Source organism: Parafrankia irregularis, from assembly GCF_001536285.1.
GTDB classification, from domain to species: domain Bacteria; phylum Actinomycetota; class Actinomycetes; order Frankiales; family Frankiaceae; genus Parafrankia; species Parafrankia irregularis.
The window spans coordinates 61,101-80,956 of sequence record NZ_FAOZ01000023.1 but is presented as its reverse complement, the minus strand read 5'-3'; the positions used below and the strand labels follow the sequence as shown (position 1 = coordinate 80,956).

The 19,856-nt window shown below is 70.8% G+C and carries 12 protein-coding genes and 1 pseudogene; 4 read left to right on the top strand and 9 right to left on the bottom strand.

Translation table 11 applies throughout. The features are described 5' to 3' along the window. Nucleotides 1-104: 104 nt before the first annotated feature. Together gmd and AWX74_RS27055 are read right to left on the bottom strand one after the other, a co-directional pair. The gene (gene gmd, locus AWX74_RS27060; RefSeq protein WP_006542607.1) at nucleotides 105-1,106 is read right to left on the bottom strand and encodes a GDP-mannose 4,6-dehydratase; all 1,002 of its coding nucleotides are present in this window, start codon (nucleotides 1,104-1,106) and stop codon (nucleotides 105-107) included. 64 nt (nucleotides 1,107-1,170) lie between these two features. Beyond that, a pseudogene (locus AWX74_RS27055) lies at nucleotides 1,171-3,723 on the bottom strand (acyltransferase family protein); the annotation flags it as partial. Nucleotides 3,724-5,054: 1,331 nt separating this feature from the next. On the opposite strand from AWX74_RS27055, the gene AWX74_RS27050 reads away from it, so the two are divergent. Continuing rightward, nucleotides 5,055-6,617, top strand: a complete 1,563-nt coding sequence (locus tag AWX74_RS27050; protein ID WP_242666438.1) for an acyltransferase family protein — start codon at nucleotides 5,055-5,057, stop codon at nucleotides 6,615-6,617. Nucleotides 6,618-6,921: 304 nt separating this feature from the next. Then, nucleotides 6,922-8,400 carry a 30S ribosomal protein S1 gene (rpsA, locus tag AWX74_RS27045; RefSeq protein WP_006542603.1) on the top strand — a complete coding sequence of 493 codons (1,479 nt, stop codon included), beginning with the start codon at nucleotides 6,922-6,924 and terminating at the stop codon, nucleotides 8,398-8,400. Nucleotides 8,401-8,525: 125 nt separating this feature from the next. Here the strand turns inward: rpsA and AWX74_RS27040 are convergent, their stop codons facing one another. From AWX74_RS27040 to AWX74_RS27015, 6 genes are all read right to left on the bottom strand, one after another. Next, nucleotides 8,526-10,181 (bottom strand): cytochrome P450, encoded by a 1,656-nt coding sequence (locus AWX74_RS27040; protein ID WP_091282769.1) that lies wholly within the window; start codon nucleotides 10,179-10,181, stop codon nucleotides 8,526-8,528. 58 nt (nucleotides 10,182-10,239) lie between these two features. Next, nucleotides 10,240-11,667: a cytochrome P450 family protein gene (locus tag AWX74_RS27035; protein ID WP_091282767.1), complete on the bottom strand. Its 1,428-nt coding sequence runs from the start codon at nucleotides 11,665-11,667 to the stop codon at nucleotides 10,240-10,242. Continuing rightward, complete coding sequence (locus AWX74_RS27030; RefSeq protein ID WP_054564373.1) at nucleotides 11,664-12,272, bottom strand: GTP-binding protein; 609 nt, start codon at nucleotides 12,270-12,272, stop codon at nucleotides 11,664-11,666. The genes AWX74_RS27035 and AWX74_RS27030 overlap by 4 nt, the downstream gene beginning before the upstream one ends. After that, a complete protein-coding gene (locus AWX74_RS27025) occupies nucleotides 12,253-12,612 on the bottom strand; it encodes a DUF742 domain-containing protein (RefSeq protein ID WP_006542599.1) in 360 nt (119 codons plus the stop codon). Before AWX74_RS27025 ends, AWX74_RS27030 begins: the two co-directional genes overlap by 20 nt. Further along, nucleotides 12,609-13,028, bottom strand: coding sequence for a roadblock/LC7 domain-containing protein (locus AWX74_RS27020; RefSeq protein ID WP_006542598.1), 420 nt, complete (start codon nucleotides 13,026-13,028; stop codon nucleotides 12,609-12,611). The genes AWX74_RS27025 and AWX74_RS27020 overlap by 4 nt, the downstream gene beginning before the upstream one ends. 191 nt (nucleotides 13,029-13,219) lie before the next feature. Next, nucleotides 13,220-15,607 carry an ATP-binding protein gene (locus tag AWX74_RS27015; RefSeq protein ID WP_091282766.1) on the bottom strand — a complete coding sequence of 796 codons (2,388 nt, stop codon included), beginning with the start codon at nucleotides 15,605-15,607 and terminating at the stop codon, nucleotides 13,220-13,222. 1,220 nt (nucleotides 15,608-16,827) lie between these two features. Here AWX74_RS27015 and AWX74_RS27010 point away from each other — a divergent pair. Both AWX74_RS27010 and AWX74_RS27005 read left to right on the top strand, forming a co-directional pair. After that, nucleotides 16,828-17,583: a GNAT family N-acetyltransferase gene (locus tag AWX74_RS27010; protein ID WP_091282764.1), complete on the top strand. Its 756-nt coding sequence runs from the start codon at nucleotides 16,828-16,830 to the stop codon at nucleotides 17,581-17,583. Nucleotides 17,584-17,876: 293 nt separating this feature from the next. After that, a complete protein-coding gene (locus AWX74_RS27005; protein ID WP_091282762.1) occupies nucleotides 17,877-18,413 on the top strand; it encodes a glutathione peroxidase in 537 nt (178 codons plus the stop codon). Between the two features lie 151 nt (nucleotides 18,414-18,564). Here the strand turns inward: AWX74_RS27005 and AWX74_RS27000 are convergent, their stop codons facing one another. After that, nucleotides 18,565-19,029, bottom strand: a complete 465-nt coding sequence (locus AWX74_RS27000) for a winged helix-turn-helix transcriptional regulator (RefSeq protein WP_054564368.1) — start codon at nucleotides 19,027-19,029, stop codon at nucleotides 18,565-18,567. Nucleotides 19,030-19,856: the final 827 nt, after the last annotated feature.

Genomic DNA, 19,856 nt, shown 5'->3' with positions numbered 1-19,856 from the left:
CATCCGGACGTGAACTCACCCGCGCCGAGTCGTGGCGCGGGCCGCAGGGTGTGGGATGCGGGCCTTTCGCACGCGTCCCGACATGAGTGTCCGGGCAGCATCAGTCACCTGTTCGTCAGCGTCTGTCCCGCGGCTGCGGCCTCGGCGGCGAGGTCGGCGTCGACCATCATCTCAACCAGCTCATGGAAGCCCACCCGCGGCTTCCACCCCAGCACCTCACGAGCCTTGGACGCATCACCCACCAGCACGTCGACCTCCGCCGGCCGGAAGAACCGCGGATCGACCCGCACGTACTCCGACCAGTCCTCGATCCCCACCCGCGCGAACGCCACATCCAACAGCTCCCGGATGCTGTGCGTCTCACCCGTCGCGACCACGAAGTCGTCCGGGACGTCCTGCTGCAGCATCCGCCACATCGCGTCCACATAATCCCCGGCGAAACCCCAGTCCCGCCGCGACTCGAGATTTCCCAGCGACACCGAGTCCTGCAACCCCAGCGAAATCCGCGCCACCGCCCGAGAGATCTTCCGCGTCACGAACTCGATCCCGCGCCGCGGCGACTCGTGGTTGAACAGCAACCCCGAACACGCGAACAACCCATATGACTCGCGGTAGTTCACCGTCAGATAGTGCCCGAATGTCTTCGCCACCCCATACGGCGATCTCGGGTGAAATGGTGTCGTCTCCCGCTGCGGGGTCTCCCGCACCTTCCCGAACATCTCCGACGAGGACGCCTGGTAGAAGCGCACGCGCGACAAATCGTTACCCGCCGCGATCCGCAACGCCTCCAGAACCCGCAAAACTCCCATTCCGGTGGTCTCACCGGTCAGCTCCGCCTGCTTCCAGGAGAGACCCACAAAGGAGATCGCACCCAGGTTGTACACCTCGTCCGGCTGCGAGATCTCCACGGCACCGATCAACGACGGCAGATCGGTGAGATCCCCCTCCAGGAGCACCACCCCCGGGACCACCCGCTCCACCGTCGCGACCTTCGGGTTCGACTGCCCGCGCACCAGGCCGAACACCTCATAACCCCGCCCGACCAGCAGCTCACCCAGGTACAAGCCGTCCTGGCCGGTGATTCCCGTAATCAGTGCGCGAGGCACGATCATCCTCCTGTGGACCGTGGAGTACTGCTGCGGAAGGTTAGCGCCAGGTAAAGCGACGAGGTCACTCGGGTACCGGGCTCGGCGTGCCCGCGCCGCCAGTTGTGGCCGGGCGGAGCATCCGTACAAGCTGAGGCACAATGACATCACCTGCCCGTGCGCCACCACCGTTGCTGATGTGCACGCCGTCGTCGTCGCGTACCTGTACGCCGTCGATCTCGTCGCGGTACTGGTTGTCCGGGCTGAGGATCGTCGCGAGATCGATCACAGTTGTCACCGCGGAGTGCCGGGCGGCTGCCTGGCGTAGCAGGGCGTTGAACGCGATCACCCGGTCCGGCCTGGTCTCCGGGTAGATACTGCCGTCAGCCGCCTCGTCCTTCCTGAACATGGGGGTGGTGAGAAGGACCACCTTCGCCCCGCCGGCCGAGAGCGTGGTGATCGCCAGATCGAGCTCCCGCCCCAGGTAGGCGTCGAAGGCGGGATCGCCGATGTGCGTCCGGCGACCGTTGTACACCTGGTCGGTGACCTCCCAGCGGCCGACCAGCAGCAGCGCGACGTCGGGGTGGACCTCGTCGACCTTCTGCCGCAACCGGTTGGGCCAGTTGACGCAGCTCGCCTGCGGATAGTCCCGCTCGCCCTTGAGGTACCTCGGCTGTGCCCGGGAGACGCCGCAGCCGAGCTCGGAGGCGTCGCGGACCTCCATCCCCTGGTCCGCCGCGGTGACGGTGAACTGGCTGAAACCCAGCGTGAGCGCGAGCGAGTCGCCGGCCATGATCGCGCGCAGGGCCCGGCCACCGGAGGCGGGCTCGGCGCGCGCCGTCGGTGGCGCCGCGGACGCGGCCTGCTGTGCCAGGCGTTCCAGATCGGCCGCGCCACGTCCGGCGGCAGGATCCGCGATCGTCGCCACCATGACGACGGCGACGACGGCGCCGATCGAGGCGGGAACAGTGAGCCGCGGCCGGGGGAAGCGGATCTTCCCGCGCCGGATCGGGTTCTCGACCAGGTGGAACGAGGCGATGGTGATCGCCGCCGTGACGGCGACCCGGGCCGCGAGCAGCGCCGGGCCGCTCAGCCCGGTGCGGCTGGCGGTGACAGTCAGAAAGACTGGCCAGTGCCACAGGTAAAGCCCGTAGGAGACCCGACCGATGGCAGGCAACGGGGCGCAGGAGAGCACTTTCGCGGCCGGCCCGGTCGGCACCTCGATGATCGAGGCGATCAGCAGCATCACGACGACTGCCACGCCCAGGAAGCCGCCGGTATACAGCATCCGGCTCTCCCCGTCGACGGTCGCCCAGATCGTGAGCATCGCCAGGCCCGCCAGGCACCCGACGACCGCCAGGCCCTTCTTCGTCCGTGCGGTGAGCGGAGTCCGCCGCTGGATCCGCCAGACGGCGAGGGCCGCGCCGGCGAGCAGTGCCTGGGCACGGGTGTCCGTGCCGTAGTAGATCCGGGACTCGTCGCTGTCGAGCAGGACCAGCAACAGCCCGAGCAGCGCCGAGGCCTCCGCCCCGAGAACCGCCACGGTGAGGATCAGGGTCTGGGCCCGGCGGCGCTGGTTGCGCCAGCGGGCCACCGTCCGTCCGGTCTGCCACATCAGCAGGTAGACGCACAGCGGCCACAGCACGTAGAACTGCTCCTCCACCGCCAGCGACCAGGTGTGCAGCAGCGGCGACGGGGTGGAGAGATGATCGAAGTAGCTCTGGTCCGACAGCGCGAAGCGCCAGTTGGCGACGTAGCCGAGGGTGGCCAGCGCGTCCATGCGCAACGTCGCGACCTCGCTGGGAGCCGCTACCCAGCGGGCATAGGCCGCCACCCCGAGCATCATGGTCAGCAGCGCCGGCATCAGCCGGCGGGTGCGCCGGATCCAGAACGACCTGAGGTCGATGCGCCTGGTCGCGCGGTACTCGGTGACAAGCAGGCCGGTGATCAGGAATCCGGAGAGCACGAAGAAGGCGTCGACGCCGAGCAGTCCGCCCGGCATCCAGCTCAGACCGGCGTGGTAGGCCATGACGCTCATGACCGCCAGTGCCCGCAGGCCGTCCAGCGCGGGGGAGTGGCCGAGCGGCGCGAGGACCGGAGCCGTGAGCGGGCCCGTCTCCATCGGGCCGGTGTCGGTCGGGCCGGTCTCTGGAGAGCTGCTGGGCCGCGGCACGCCGGTCTCCCGCGGGCCGGAGTCCGTCGGAGCGGCCTTCCGCGGGCCGCTCCTGCGCAGGCTGGGACGCGCCGGGCCGGTCTCCATCGGGCCGGTCTCCAGCGGGCCCGGCTGCGTCGGTGGCCGGGTGCGTGCCGATGGCCGGGGGGGTCCCGGTATCCGTGTCCGGGCGGAGGTGCGCTCGATCCGCTCGGTGTCCTCGCCCCGGTAGCCGGTCGCCGTGCGCAGCCGACCATCAGGGTCGGGGACGGCGTCGCGCTGGTACGCGGCGTCGAGGCGGCTGCGGTCGAGGCGGTTCTGGTCGGGTGAAAGGCCGGTGGCCAGCTGGTCGGAGCCCACGGCGCGGTCACGCTCCCGGCGCGAGCCAGTCCTGGTGGTGGCCCGGCCTTCCCGCGAACTGCCGCGTCGGGGGCGGGCCAGCGGGTGGGTGTCGATCTCTCGGCGGCTCAGCCCAGTCCCCTTTCCGAGTCGTTGTTACCTGGCCCGTCGATCCGGTGACCCGCGGATCCTGGGCTCGGAACGCGGCTGACCAGGAACGATCTCCCGGCCTGGGTGCAATGTCCGTTACGACCACGATGCCCGATGTGAGGCGGGCGCCTGCTCGCGGGTCCGCCTTTGACGCGGATCGAGGGCTGGCCGGGTCGACCGACGTCGGCCCGGCCCGACTGCCCGGTCCGCCCGAATTCGCCGTGTCGTCGCGGGAAACGAGTTTGTCGCCCGGCCGCGTGGTCACGGCTGCGCCGGCGATGTGCCCCGGCCGGCATCCACATTGCCATTGCCTGTCCTGGATGGGCTCGACGTCACCTCGCTGTGGTCGGGGGAGAAAACTCGGAATCATCCTTGCCCGTCGGATTCACCCAGTTGTCGTCCCGGCGGTACCACGGCGTCGAGGCTACGACGAAGGGATCGCCCGACGACACTGATGGGTGGCGAGGCTCGAGCTGTCCAGTGTGTTGATCGGCACGACGGAAGCCCATTGCGCGTGGGCGGATGGGCTGCCTGGCCGGGCTGACCGGAGGGCCTGTGGCGGGACTGCTGGCACCGTCGGCGCAGTTCAGCGTAGTTGCCCGTTCGGCTGGCGAGGCTGGGGTCAGGCGCGCCGCTCGTCGTCCGCTGGCCGGACGGCGCGGCATCCACGTTAGCCGGTCGGCTGGTCGGACAGCTCAACCCGTTGATTAATTGACCACCACTTCCGATGTATACGTCCTCCGTTGAGCATTCGCGATCGTTGGTGCTGGTCGTTGTATGTCGGTATATGGGTGTTAGTGCGTGCCGGGCGTAGCCGCTCCGCGTCGCTGGCGCCACCGCGGTGGCGCTTCGTGCGATCCGCGCTAAACACACTGCGATCAGTTGCGGCGCAATCTTGCCAAGTCACTACTGTCCGTGCTGGTCCTCTGTATGGTCGCGTGCCGCCCCGGAGAAAGGCGCAGGCCGCGCCGGCTGGCCGTGGCGGGCTTCACCAAGCGCCGTCGGGTCAGGATTCTCGCTGGACGCCGGGGGAAACGGGCGCTTGCGGCGAGGTCGGTAGCGGTCCGGCGTCACGCTTGCGCGGGGCCCGCGCGTGGTACCTCCTGGTACCTTGCGTGCGTGCCTGACATCACCGACAGTGGCGGTCGGGATAGATGACCGCCGGCTTCCGAGGCAAGCTCGGCGTTGCCACGAAAAGCGTGGCCTTCGCTGGTGCTGGCGCTGGTGCCGGTGCTGTCACCGATGGTGCGGGGCCCGCCGTGGAGTCCCGGCGTGGGCCGGCTGGCGCCGAACCGACTGAAACATCCGGATCATCCGGATCGGCGGAGGTGACGGGGCGGTCGGAGGCCCGGTCAGGCCCGCCGGTGGTGTTCCCCGGCTTCGACGGGCTGCGTGGGATCGCCGCGCTGCTGGTGCTGGTCGTCCACGTGGCCTTCTACAGCGGGCTGACCACGGGCGACAACGCGATCGGGACCTACGTGGCCCGGGGCGAGATCGGCGTGGAGATCTTCTTCCTGATCTCGGGTTTCCTGCTCTACCGGCCGTTCGCCGCCGCGCACCTCAGTGGCCGCCGGGCTCCCGACGCCCCGGCCTTCTACGTCCGTCGCCTGCTGCGGATCATCCCGCTCTACTGGCTGGCGCTCGCGGTCGCGCTGAACGTCGTGCCGGACGAGCGGATGGGCGTCCACGGTTTCAAGGGGCTGGTGCAGACCGCCCTGTTCGCGCAGGGCTACCGCAAGGAGACCGCGATCCAGGGCCTGACCCAGGCCTGGACCCTCAACATCGAGTTCGCGTTCTACCTCTCCATCCCGCTCTACGCCTGGCTGCTCGTCCGCCGGCGGCGCTCCCCCCGCGCCCAGCTGAAGGTCGAGCTCGCCGCGCTCGCGGTGATTTTCGTCATCAGCCGGGTGCTGCACTACAAGCTGATCGGGTCCGACATCTGGTGGGCGGACGGCTGGACGGTGTGGCTGCCGGTCTGGTGGGACCTGTTCGCCATGGGCATGCTGCTCGCGGTCCTGTCCGCCTGGTACACCCAGAACGGGCGCTCGCCGCGCTGGGCGCAGTGGCGTTGGTTCGGGGCCGCCTGCGTGCTGGCCGCCGCGTTCTTCTACTGGTTCTCGAGCACGCAGCTCGGGCTGCCCCGCAGCCCGCTGTTCATCCCGGACCGCGGCCAGGACATGGGGCGCCACCTCTTCTACGGCCTGACCGGCTTCTTCCTGCTCATGCCCGCGGTGTTCGGGCCGAGCGACCGCGGCCTGGTGCGCAGGTTCCTCGCCTGCCGCCCGATGGCCTGGCTCGGGATGATCTCGTACGGCATCTACCTGTGGCACACCACCGTCATCGACGTCGTCGTCGAGCGCATCAGCCCGGCCGACGGCGCGCGCCCCTTCTGGCCGTTCTTCCTCATGGTCCTGGGGTTGACCTGCGCCGTCTCCGCGGTGACCTACCTGCTGGTCGAGCGCCCGTTCATCGCGCTGGGGCGGTGGCTGGTGGGCCGGCTGCGGGCCCGTTCGAGGCCGGCCGGGCGGGTCGGCCAGGCAGCCGGGCCAGGCACCACGGCGCCATTGGCGACCGGCCTGACGCGCGGCGTCGCGGTGTCGGATGGCGGACACCTCGGTGTGGGCGGCGTCGCCGCCGGTGCTGTGGACGGTGACCCGGCACGGACGATGCCGCTGCGGATCGGCGGGACGGGACAGGCTCGATCCGGCGACGTGCCCGCCACCCGGGTGCCTCCCGAGGACATCCCGGGCGCACCTGCTCCCCGGGCCGCCCACCGGGGATTCAGCCGCCGGGATCGGCGTGACGCGCGGTCGCACCAGCCGTCCCCGGGCGGAACGCCCGAGGGTCGACGTGGACACTTTCACAGTCAACTCGAGGACGAGACCAGGTGACTTTTCGTACTATGTGAGCGTCAAAGGGTGAGCGGGATGGCCGCTGGGTGGCCACGAGATGGCCTGCCGAGCCGGCGATCCGGCCGATCGACTTCGAGTCGGTGGCTGCTCCCGTTGACCTCCAGGGACACCGCTCCCTAGACTTGGGAGTTGCACGAGGGTTCGTGGGTCTCAGACCGAGCGGATCCACTCGAGCAGTCGCTTTCGGTTCTGACAGTGTCGTTCTTGCGGTGCCTGTCCCTCCGTCCCGGCGGTTCGATCCGGCCCTCGCGCGAAGAGACGATTCCCAGTCGGAGCCGACCCCTTGACGAGCACCACCGACGTACGACCCGTGGAGACCGTGACCACCTCGCACAGCCCGACCACACCACAGGTTGCGGTCAACGACATCGGCTCGGCCGAGGACTTCCTCGCCGCGGTCGACAAGACGATCAAGTTTTTCAACGACGGCGACATCGTCGAGGGCGTCATCGTCAAGGTGGACCGCGACGAGGTGCTCCTCGACATCGGCTACAAGACCGAGGGTGTGATCCCGTCACGGGAGCTCTCGATCAAGCACGATGTCGACCCGCACGAGGTCGTCTCGGTCGGAGATGAAGTCGAGGCCCTTGTCCTCCAGAAGGAGGACAAGGAAGGTCGTCTGATCCTGTCCAAGAAGCGCGCCCAGTACGAGCGCGCCTGGGGCACGATCGAGAAGCTCAAGGAGGAGGACGGCGTCGTCACCGGCACCGTCATCGAGGTCGTCAAGGGTGGTCTCATCCTCGACATCGGCCTGCGTGGCTTCCTCCCCGCCTCGCTCGTGGAGATGCGTCGCGTCCGCGACCTTCAGCCCTACGTGGGCCGCGAGCTCGAAGCCAAGATCATCGAGCTGGACAAGAACCGCAACAACGTGGTTCTCTCCCGCCGCGCCTGGCTGGAGCAGACCCAGAGCGAGGTGCGCTCGGAGTTCCTGGCGCAGCTTGCCAAGGGTCAGATCCGCAAGGGCGTGGTCAGCTCCATCGTCAACTTCGGTGCCTTCGTGGACCTGGGTGGCGTGGATGGTCTCGTGCACGTCTCCGAGCTGTCCTGGAAGCACATCGATCACCCGTCCGAGGTGGTCGAGGTCGGCCAGGAGGTCACGGTCGAGGTCCTCGACGTCGACCTGGACCGCGAGCGGGTCTCCCTGTCGCTGAAGGCGACGCAGGAGGACCCGTGGCGTCAGTTCGCCCGGACCCACGCGATCGGCCAGGTCGTGCCCGGCCGCGTTACCAAGCTCGTGCCGTTCGGTGCGTTCGTCCGGGTGGACGAGGGCATCGAGGGCCTGGTGCACATCTCGGAGCTGGCCGAGCGCCACGTCGAGATCCCCGAGCAGGTTGTGAACGTCGGCGACGAGATCCTCGTCAAGGTCATCGACATCGACCTCGACCGCCGTCGGATCAGCCTTTCGCTCAAGCAGGCCAACGAGGCCTCCGCGCTGGCCGGTGAGGGCGACACGTTCGACCCGAGCCAGTACGGCATGGAAGCCAAGTACGACGAGCAGGGCAACTACGTCTACCCCGAGGGCTTCGACCCCGAGACCGGCGAATGGCTGCCGGGCTTCGAGGAGCAGCAGGCCGAGTGGGAGCGGCAGTACGCCGAGGCCCAGACCCGGTACGAGGCCCACCAGGCCCAGATCCGGGCGGCGCAGGAGGCGGACGCGGCAGCTGCGGCGCCGTCCTCCTACACCTCGCAGTCGGAGCAGCCCGCTTCGGCGATCGACGAGGAGGCGCTGCGGCGGCTTCGGGAGCAGTTCGGCAGGGAGTAGTCCGGCGAGGGAGCACCTGGTGCTCCCGGCGCTGGTGACCAGCACCAAACCTCAGGGCCCGTGGGTTTCCCCACGGGCCCTGAGGTTTTTCCGGGCTTCGGATCAGTCGCGCGGACCGACACCGGTCAAGGCGACGTGAACCGGACCGGCAGGGTGGCGAGGCCACGCACCCAGACCGAGGGGCGCCACAGCAGCGCCGTGGGCTCCACCGCGAGCTCCAGGTCGGGGAGGCGATCGAGCAGGACCTCGACGGCCGTGGTCGCGATCGTCTCGGCGGCCATCTGCGCGGGGAAGGGACAGCGGTGCTCGCCGTGGCCGAATGCCAGGTGGGCGTTGTTGCCGGCCGCCCGGCCGGACTCGCGCGGACGCGCGCGCGGATCGGTGTTCGCGGCGGAGAGGCCGAAGATGAGGAGATCGCCGGAGCGGATCCACCGCCCGCCGAGCCGGAGGTCACGGCGAGCCCACCGCGCGACCAGGTTCTGGATCGGCGGGTCCGCCCAGAGGACCTCGGCCATGGCACCGCCGACGCTGAGCCGGCCGCCCGCGAGATCCACGGCGAACCGGTCGTCGGTGAGCATCAGGCGAAGGGTGTTCCCGATCCAGTCGGCGGTCGGTGCCTGGGCCACGGTCAGGGTCGCCATGACGTCCTCGACGATCTCCTCGTCCGTGAGCTCCGCCGGGTGGGCGATCAGCGCTGAGACGGCGTCGTCGCAGGGCTGGTCACGGCGGCGGCGCACGACCCGCACGAGCATCGCGTGGACCCGGCGGCGCGCGTCGCGGGCTCCGGTGCCACCGCTGACGAGCAGGGTCAGATCCCGGGCCAGGGCGGTCAGGTCGCCGGCGGGCAGCCCCCACATCTCGGCGTTGACCATCGCGGGCAGCGGGCCGGCGTACTGGCTCATCAGCTCCGCCCGGCCGTTGCCCGCCACCGCGTCGATCAGGGTGTCCGCGCCACGGGTCACCCGGGCCCGCAGGTCGTGCGACTCGAACCTGCCGACCACGTCACCGATCGCCGCCAGCCGCCGGGTGTGGGCGGGCCCGTCGAGGCTGCGCAGGGAGGGTCGCTGGCCGACGATCGGCTGCAGGGGCCAGCCCGACGGGACCAGATCCCAGGCATTCCAGATCCGGGCATCCCGCCCGAACAGGGCGGGCGTCCCCGCGACGTAGACGACCTCCCGGTAGCCGAGGACGAGCCAGGCCGGGATGTCACCTTCGAGCAGGACCGGCGCGACCGGCCCGTGCTCGTCCCTGATCTGGTGGTAGAAGGCGGCGCGCCGGTTGCCGGGTCCCTCGGCGGGCAGCCGGGCGGCGCCGTGGTGCGCGGGCCAGCGGGCCTCGAACGTCGACCGGTCGTCGGGCTGGCGCGCCGGTTCCTGGCCGCGGTCCCGCTCACCGGGTGGCGCGATGGGCGGCACCGGCGGTGAGCCGGGACGTCGGGGCTCCGGTGGGCCGGCCGCGGTGGCGCCGGGCGTGCCGGTGAACCCGAGCGCGGTGGTGGGCGCATCGGCCGTTCCCGGCGGAGCGGACGATGCGGGCATCGCGGACGCGGTGGACGCGGCCGGTGTGGCCGGTGCGGCCGGCACGGCCGGGGAGCTGGACGAACCCGGCCCGGCAGACCCGCGGGTCCTGCCGGTTCCGGGAGCCTCGCCGCGCCGGGTGGTGCTCGGCGCCGGGCAGGACGTGCCGTACTGGCGCAGTGGGCTGTACTGGCGCGCGCCGCTCAGCGGCCGGGGCATGCCGCTCGGGCAGGCGCCGGGCTGGCGTGAGTGGGGATCGGTCATCGGTGGTCTCCGGGCTCGGTTTCAGCGTGATGCCGTGCGGCGCGGCCAGTCGCGGACGTCAAACTGGGCTGAACCGGACCGGCAGGGCGGTCAGTGCCCTGTTCCACGCGGTGCGTCGCCAGGCCAGCGCGCCCGCGGGTACGGCGAGCCGCACGTTGGGCAGCCGGTCGAGGAGCACCTCGACGGCGGTCCGTGTGATGACCTCGGCGATCTCCTGTGCGGGGAACGGGCAGCGGTGCGCACCGTGCCCGAAGGACAGGTGCGCGCTGTTGGGCCCGGACGCCGTGACAGTGCCGTCGGCGTCGGCGTCGGCGTCGGCGCCGGTCGCGTTTCCGGCGTGGTGCGCGGTGCCCCGCAGGGCCGGGCCGCCGCCCGGGTTGTGGTGGTGGGCGAGCGCGGCGCCGCACCCGGCCGGCGGGCCCGAGGCGTGGTCGCGGCGGACCCGGGGATCGGAGTTCGCCGCCGCGAGGCCGAGCGCGACCATCTCCCCGGCCCTGATCCGCTGGCCACCGAGCTGGATGTCGCGGGTCGCCCAGCGGCCGGCGGTGATCTGCAGGGGCGTGTCCTCCCACAGGACCCGGGTGAGTGCCTGCATGACGCTGCGCCGCCCGCCGGACAGCTCCAGCGCGAAGGACCCGTCGGTGAGCAGCAGACGCAGCGAGTTGCCGATCCAACCAGCCACCGTGCGCATCCCGAAGCCGAGGGCGACCGCGAGATCCTCGACGATCTCGTCGTCCGTCAGCTCGGCCGGATGGTCGATCAGGCCGGAGATGATGTCCTCGGTGGGAGGCTCGTCCAGTCGGATGGCGAGCAGGTCGCGCAGCCGGGCGACGAGATGGCGATGGCCGCGGGCGGCGTCCGCGTCGATGTCGACCAGGTCGACGAGGTCCTCGGCGATCTGGGTGGCGTCGAGGTCGTCCGGTCCGCACAGCGAGGCCAGGACCAGGGCGGGCACCTGGTGCGCGAACGACGCGACCAGATCGGCCGAGCCGAGCCCGGCGAAGTCGTCGATCACGCTGTCGGTGATGGCCTCGGCCCGCGCGCGCAGGAGGAAGACGTCCACCTCGCCCAGGACGTCGTTGACCGCCTGGTAGCGGCGCTGATGGTCCTCGCTGTCGGTGTGGAGCAGCGAGGGGCGCCGGCCCAGCCCGGGGAGAGGCGCCCAGTCCGCAGGGATGTTCTCCCGGCGGGCCCGGTTACGCGGATCGCTGGTGAAGATCTCCGGGCTGCTCAGAACGTAGTGCAGCTCGCGGTACCCCAGAACCAGCCAGGCGTGCCGGGTGCCGTCGAACGTCACCGGGATCACCGGGCCGGGCGCGGCGGCAGGGGCGGGAGCGGGGGTGCGGTGCGGGTTCGAGGCCGGATTGGGACGCGGGTCGCGGTGGCCCCGGGCCTGCGGGCGCCGCACCGGGGCGATGTCGGAGCGGCCGCGGCCCACGCCCGGGCGCGGAGCCGGCCCCGCGCCCGGACCGAGCATCGTGGTCATGAGGCCTCCTTGCGGGCGGAGGCCTGCTCGTAGAGGTGCTGTACGAGCGTCATCAGCACGTCCTTGCTGGACGAGCGGTGCCGGGCGTCGCAGTCGATGACGGGCACGTCGGGGGAGAGGGACAGCGCCTCGCGCAGGTCCTCGAGGGAGTGCTCGGGCTCGCCGAAGTTGTTCCTCGCGACGATGAACGGCATCCGGTGGTGTTCCAGCCGATCGATCGCATACCAGGAGTCGGAGACCCGGCGGGTGTCGACGAGGACGACCGCGCCGATGGTGCCGGCGAACAGGCGGTCCCACAGGAACCAGAACCGTTCCTGACCGGGCGCGCCGAACAGGTACAGCACCATCTGCGCGTCCAGGCTGATGCGTCCGAAGTCGAACGCGACGGTGGTGGTGTTCTTGTCCGTGACCGCGCCGGGGTCGTCGATGCCGACGCCGGCCTCGGTCATCACCTCCTCGGTGCTCAGTGGGCGGATCTCGCTGACGGAACGGACCATCGTGGTCTTGCCGACGCCGAATCCGCCGACGATCACGATCTTGACGCCGTCCTTGGCCGTGGTCTGCAGCGGCGGCCGGACGGCGACCTCAGAGCTTCTGGAGTCCAACGAGCACCTGCTTCAGGAACGCGGGATCGGGAAGTTGAAGCGGATCGGTCGGGGTGGAGGGGTGGCTTGCCGCGATCAGGCCCCTCTCCAACAGGTCGGAGAGCAGGATCTTCACGATGCTCACGGGGAGCTTCAGATCCGCCGAGAGTTCGACCACTGCGGTAGGGGCCCGGCAGACCCGCAGGATCCGAATGTGTTCGGACTGCATCCCAGGGGCGGGGTCCGCTCTGCTCGTGACGAGCGTGACGAGGTCGAACGCGGTGCGTCCGGCCCGGCTGCGACCACCGGTGACGGTGTACAGCCGGTCCGGGTCCTCGCTGTCGACGAGCCGTCGGATCACGGCTGTCCGGCGGGCTGGACGGGCCCGCGGGGTGCGGCGCTCAGGTATTCGCCGATCTGTTCGACCAGCTCACTCATGTTGTGGCCGATGATGCCGGCGTCCGCGTCGTCGGTCGCGATCACCGCCAGGTGGGCACCCTGGCCGGCGTCGACGATGAACAGCAGGCCGCCGTGGAACTCGGTCATCGACTGCCGAACCCCGCCGGTGCCGTCCCCGAACTCGATGGACGCTCCGTGCGCGAGGCTCTGGATGCCCGAGGCGATCGCGGAGAGCTGGTCGGCCTGGTCGATGCTCAGGCCCGATGACCGGCACAGCTTGAGCCCGTCCCGGGACAGCACCAGGGCATGGTGCGTTCCCGGGGTACGAGCGAGGAGGTTCTCCAGCAGCCAGTCAAGATCGCTCTCAGTGGTATTCATCGGGATTGCGGGGTGCCGTGCGGTGGGCCCGCCCGGGTTGCCCCTGCCTCCAATCTGGTCGTCCAGTGCTGGTCTGGTCGTCGTGGAAAGGCCAGGTCGGGAAGGTTCTGATCGGGACGTCCCCGCTGGCTGACCGAACCGGTCCGGTCCGGTCAGCCAGCGGGCAGCCGGTGCCGCTCATCGGGACGTCCTCACCGGGACGTCCTCGTCGGCCGGGTGCGTCGGGTCGGCGCGGACCCCACGCGCGTCGGAGCCAGCGGCGGCTTCGAACCGGCCCCAGCCGAAGCCCCCGCTCCGGCCCCTCCAGCCGGGCTGGGGCCGGTGGTCGGGCCGGGCGTGGCCGGTGGCCGGCTGTCCTCGATGTCGGTCACGGCCGACTCGGAGCTGTCCGTCGCCGCCGCGGGCAGCTCCCCGGTAGCGGAGCCCCGCGTGGTCGCGGAGGTCGTCGCGGTCTCGGAGGCCTGCGCGGTCGCAGCAGCGGCGTCGACATCGGCGACATCGGCGGCGGCGGTGTCGGCCGTGTCGGTCGGGCCGACCGCGGCGGCGAAGCTCTCCGGTTGGACGGTCGTGGCCAGCTCCGGGCCCGGCTCAGGTGTGTCCGTCGGCATGGCCGGGGCCTCGTCCGAGGTGCGGGCCGCGGCCAGCTCCGCCATCTCGATCAGCTCCGCCAGCGCCGCCATCTCGAACTGCTCCGCGGAGATGGTGGTTTCCGCGTCGATGGGCGCCGGGTTCGTCGCGGACGCTGTGCCCGTTGTCGGGCCGAAGAGCGCCGCAGGGCCCGGCATGCCCGGTCCAGGCATGCCCAGTCCCGGCATTGCCAGCTCCGCCGTCCCCTGGGTCGGCATCTGCGGGCTCGCCGGCGTCGGACCAGGAGCCGCCGGGCGCGTTGTGGTCGACCTGGTCGCGCTGGCGGCGCGCATGGCTCGACGGAACGCGGCGAAGTTCGCGATGGAGTTGCGACGGGCCCGGTGTGAGCGCGGGCGGGAGACGGCGGGGCCGGCCGCGCGGGTGCTGGCGGTGAGGGACTGGCCGCGGGCTCGCTTGGGCAGGGTGATCCGGGCGGTGACGGCATCGATGCCGGTGGCGGCTGCGGTGTCCGCGGTGCCGCTCGGCCCGGTGTCGAGCGCGACGTGGGGGTGGGCGTGAGTCTGCTCCGTGCTCGGAGCGTTCCTGGTACCGGCGCGGGTCGGGAAGGCGCCGGGTTCACGGGTGGGAAGGGCACCCAGGGCCGTGACGAACTCGGACGGATCCGGTCTGCGTGGCTGGTGGTTCGCCAGGTCACCACCACCACCCGCTCCCTGCCGCTGCCGGTTGAAGCCGGGGTCCGACGCGGCCGCGCTTCGGCTGTGCCGGTCGTCGGCGGCCGCGGGCGGCAGGGCCCGTGGGGCCCGGGCCGCCACGGCGGTGCGCAGGCCCGTGGTCGCCGCGTCCGTCGCGTCGCTGATCGTGGGCGGTGGCTCCACCGATCTCGGCGCGGTGATGAGCTGGCGCGGAACCATCACGATGGCACCGGTTCCGCCGCGCGACGACGGGCGGAAGGACACCGTCAGACCGTGTTTGCGGGCGAGCACGCCGACGACCGCGAGGCCCAGCCGGGTGCCGGAGAGGCTGGTCAGGTCGAGCGATTCCGCCGAGACGGCGCGTTCGGCCCGTTCGAGGGCTGCCTGCCCCATGACCAGGCCGCCGTCCTCGATGGTGATGACGACGCCGGCCTGCACCTCCTCGACGTAGACGTGCACCTCTTCGGAGGGCGGCGAGAAGCTGGTGGCGTTGTCCATGAGTTCCGCGAGCGTGTGCATCACGCCCTCGGCGGCGTAGCCGACCACGGCCACGGTGCTGGTCGAGTGGAGCCGGACCCGCTGGTAGGCGCTGATCCGTCCCATCGCCCCGCGCAGCAGGCTTTCCATGACGATCGGCTTGGTCCAGCGACGACCCGAACGCCCGCCGGTGAGAACGGCGATGCTGTCAGCGAGGCGCCCCGCCTGGGCGGTGAGGTGGTCGAGCCGCAGCAGGTCGCCGAGAACCTCCTCGCTGTGCCGTTCCTCCATGGTGCGAAGGTCGGCGAGCATGGCGGTGCTCAACGCCTGCATGCGGCCGGCGGCGCTCGCGCAGGCGGCCATCGCGGCGGAGCGCATCCGTTCGCCGCGGCTGACCTCCTCTGCCACGGTGCGCAGAATGTGCAGGTGCGCGCCGTCGGTACCTCGCGGCGCCTCCCCGAGGGCGGCCTGGGCGGTGGCGCCCTCTCGCAGGCGGGTGACGACGAGGGGGAGCACCTCCCGGGACAGCCGTTCCGTCTGCGCCGTGGAGGTCTTGACCTTCGCTTCGAGCGTGACGACCCGGCCGCGCAGCTCCATGGCGATCTGCCGGTTGCGGACCGCGAAGACGCTCGCCAGCCCGACGACTATGGCGGCGACGGATGCGCAGAACAGGACCGGCCCGCGGGCGTCGGTGGGTGACACCGCGGCTATGCCGAGGCCGGTGAGCATCACCACCAGCACCGCGGCGATCGGCGGTGCGATCAGGTCGCGGACCGTCGGTGGTCGCCGCACCTGATGGCGCGCGATTGCGTGTTCTGACATCGATCAGGTCCTCGTCGTCGGTGGTCGGTGGCTCAGGGCCGGCCCGCCGCGGTCAGGAACTTCCGTCGGGAATTCGGCTGAGAATCGACGGATCTTGCGTGGCGCCGCGCGTTGTCCCGTTCGTTGGCTGATGTCTCCCGAGGTTCCTCCGGGGCGCTTGTGAGTCGCCTTCGAGGGGTCGCCCGGGGTAGTTTCGTAATGTTTCTCCGCGTCGCGGAAAAATGAAGTGAAGTGGCCGCTGAAATGTGGTTCCCGATGCCTATTGACACCGGCCTGGAGCCCCTCTCCGGCCGTGCTGACCGCGTCGATCTCCGCCCCCTTGCCGTCGCCCCGATGCGCCTGTCCTACCTGGGTTGATCCGGTGTCGATCCTGGGTCGAACCCGAACTATCAGTGCAGGTCATCTGCGCGTCGCACATGCTATTGACCGCCTAGGCGGGTCGTGCGGCGGGCGTTGCGGGCTATCTCCGGGCCATAGCCGAAAGTGGTATCGGAGTGTTTCTGTTGTGTTTCTGTAGTGAATCTGGATTGATCCTGTTTTGCTGGAAACCGATGCACAGCCCCCGGCTGAACGGGGGCGCCGCTGCGCGGAGTTGACAGCTTGGCATTCCCGGCGGCCGCGCTGGCCTGACCGGGCTATTTCTCGCCAGAAACGACGACGCTTTTAAGTCGGTGTCGGCCGCTGCTGTTATGTGCTAAATTCATTCTCAGTTCACGGGTTCGGTCTGCCGGCCGGTGTGCGGGTGGGTGAGAATCCGGCCTGTTCCAAGCGCATTCCGGTCGGGGCCGGGTGCGGGGCGGTGGGCCGCGCCCCCTCCGAACGGGGGTGGTGCGGCCGCCGGGTGCGGGCTGTTCCGTGGCCCGGAGGGGGCGTTCCTCGGCTGGTTGTCAAGTTCGACGCCCATGGCCGGTCGCGCGTGTCGCCGTTCGGAGCGCCACCTGCGGTCGCCCCCCGGTTGGCTCAGGCGTGCGGCGGGCCGGTCCACGGCGCGGTTGACGGCGCGGCTGACGGGCCCTTCTCGCGCGGGCGCGTCCGGACCCCGCGTCACGACCGCCGACCCGCTCGAGGAGCCGTCTGACGGGCCCGGTGCGGCATTCGGCCGAGCTGGTGGCGGGTGGCCGCCGGCCCGCGACGAGGGTGGGCCGTTCACCGGGTTTCGGGCCCGGCGCATAGTCTGACCGTGGGCGCGTCCTGGGCGCCTGTCGCCGGTGGGAGGTTGGATGGGTCCGACGGGCGCAAGCCCGAGCCCGAGTGCGTTGCCGGGCGCGAGCCTGGGGTCGGTGGCAGTCACCACTCCGGAGGCGGCACTCGACAACCCGGTCTGGGCGTCGCTGACGGGCGTACACACTGCGCTGGCCATCGTGCACGGGCGCGCGGCGCGTTACCCCTCCGATATCTCGCCGTTCGCCGCGGTGAGCGACGACACCGATCCGGCCGCGTGGGCCGACCTCGCCGATCTGGTGGGGCCGGGTGTCCTCCTCGGCTGCGCGGGTCTGAGGTCACTGCCGCCTCCGGGGTGGGACATCGTGATGGCGGTCCCCGCCGTTCAGCTGCTCGGCGATGACGTGGCCGGCCGTCCGGACCCCGAGGCGGTTCGCCTGGGAGCGCAGGACGTGCCGGAGATGCTCGACCTGGTCGCCCGGACCCAGCCGGGTCCGTTCGAGCGGCGCACCATCGAACTGGGTGCCTACCTGGGCATCCGGCGCGGCGGGCGGCTCGTCGCGATGGCAGGGGAGCGGATGCGATTCCCGGGTCGTACCGAGATCAGTGCCGTGTGCACCGATCCGGTGCACCGCGGGGCCGGTTTCGCCACCCGCCTGATCAGGGCGACGGCCATGGGCATCCTCGCCCGTGGCGACCGACCCTTCCTCCACGTGATGGTCTCGAACATGGACGCGATCCGGCTCTACGAGGACCTCGGCTTCCGGGTCCGCCGCGAGATGTCGTTCGTCCAGCTGCGCACCCCGACACACTGACCGCCCCGCTCGGCGCGCCCCACCCACCTACCCGGGCTGCTTCACCCGGATGCCTCGCTCGGCTGCCCACTTCACCGGCGATTTCTGTCACCGCGGCGGTGACAGAATATTGCCCGTCCGGGTAGCGTCCGATGTGTCCGCGCCGTCCACGTCGCACGCCCAGCCTCGCCCGAGGCGGTCCTCCGGCCGTCCGGGGCGTACCGGTCGTACCTGGCCCTGGTTCAGCGACGACTCGGCGTCCCGCCGCCGGGCCCGTGATCGTCGGGTCCGCCCCATCGAGAGCCAGGTCGCAGATGACTGTCCATGACTTCACCGTCGAGGCGTCGGACGGCACCCCCCGCCCGCTGAGTGAGTACGCCGGCAAGACGCTGCTGATCGTCAACGTTGCCAGCAAGTGCGGCCTCACGCCGCAGTACGAAGGTCTCGAAGCGCTCTACCGGGATCTCAAGGGTCGTGGCCTGGAGGTCCTCGGCTTCCCCTGCAACCAGTTCGGCGGCCAGGAGCCCGGCACCAACGCCGAGATCCAGGAGTTCTGCTCGACGAACTTCGACGTGACGTTCCCGGTGCTCGGTAAGGTCGAGGTGAACGGGCCCGACGCGGCTCCGCTGTACACCTACCTGCGCTCGGAGGCCCCCGGTGACTTCGGGCCGGAGTCGGGCTTCCTCTACGAGCACATCAAGCGCTCGCGGCCCGAGGCCATCGGTACCGACGAGGTCAAGTGGAACTTCACGAAGTTCCTGGTGGACGGCGACGGCAAGGTCGTGCGTCGCTTCGAGCCGACCGTCACGCCCGAGGAACTGCGCGGCGAGCTCGACGGCGCCCTCGCGTAGCAGCCGCACGACCCCCTCGGTCCCACCGGGCGGACGTCTGGTTCGTCCGCCCGGTGGGACCGGGCCGCCCGGCCGCCTCGGTGGGCCGGGCGGAATCGGGCTTACCCCGCCGGCCCGGGCCGGTTCGCGCGCCGGCCAGCCGGTTCGCATGTCAGCCCGTCGGCCGCACCTCGGTGACCGGCCTCACCTCGCCGAGGCGGACGGGCGTGACACCGTTCGCCTCCACCTGCTCGCCGCAGCTCGCGCACACGCAGCGTGGCCGCAGCTCGGCGCCGCAGGAATGCCGCCACACGGTCGGCGGCGGGCCGGCCGTGACGTACCGGTCGCCCCAGTCCATGAGACCCAGCAGCACGGGCTGCAGTGCCCGGCCGGCCTCCGTCGCCAGATACTCGTGACGCGGCGGATGCTCGCTGTACTGGCGCTTCTCCAACACCCCCGCCGCGACCAGCGACCGCAGCCTCGCGGCCAGGATGTCCCGGCTCGCGCCCGTGTTCTCGACGATCTGGTCGAACCGGCGTGCGCCCAGCATGACCTCCCGCAGGGCCAGCAGGCTCCACCGCTCCCCGACGACGGCGAGGGCGTTCGCGATCGAGCACTCCCGGGCCGTCCTGCTCATCGCGGGTCCTCCTCGTCCGACGTGGCCTGACACGGTACGTCCGAAAATCAAACTTACCACCTTTTTGGATGGTCCGCCCGGTGGGAGCCTGCCGGCCTTGCGCGCCCACGGCCGTGCCACCAGGCAAGACATAGGCAAGGTGGGAGGATTCTGGCCGTCCTGGTGCCTGTGGTAAGCGGAACCCGACTTTGACCGGGCAGTCTGGGGTTACCTGCCAGCGGCGAGCGATCTCCGGCATACCCACCCGATTTCTATCGGGGTTGGCACCGGGGTGCGACAGGCCTCCTGGTGATCAGGAACTTCGGGCGCCTGTATGGGGGTTGCTCGCAGGGCGGCTCGGGCGGGTGGGGCGGGTGGGGCGGCTTTGCTGGTTCGCAAGGTCTGGGGATTCTGGTTGTTCCTGCGACCGAAATCCTCAAGTTTTTCCTGGAAGCAGGCTGTGGGTCGGGCCCGGGGTGGGGTTGCGGGTTCGCAAGATCTGAGGATTCTGGTTGTGCCCGCGACCGAAATCCTCAAGTTTTTCCTGGAAGCGGCCCCCGGGTTCGTGGAAGCGGCCCCCGGGTTCGCCCATCAGTGGCGCTCTCGGCCGCGCCCGCCCGGCCCGGCGGTCTGCCGCCAGGTGAGAATCTGATGATCATGGTCGCCAGGGAGCGTGCGGTTGCGGTACCGCCTGTCACTCCGGGGTGCTGGCGGGCGGCGTGGCGCGCGCCCTTCCCGCTCCCGCGCCGAAAGGTGCCTCCGGTCGGTTGCCGTGAAGCATTTGTCGATGGCTTCCGGGGGGCTCGCCGACCGCCAATCGCCGTCCATTGGATTTGCTGGGAGGAAAG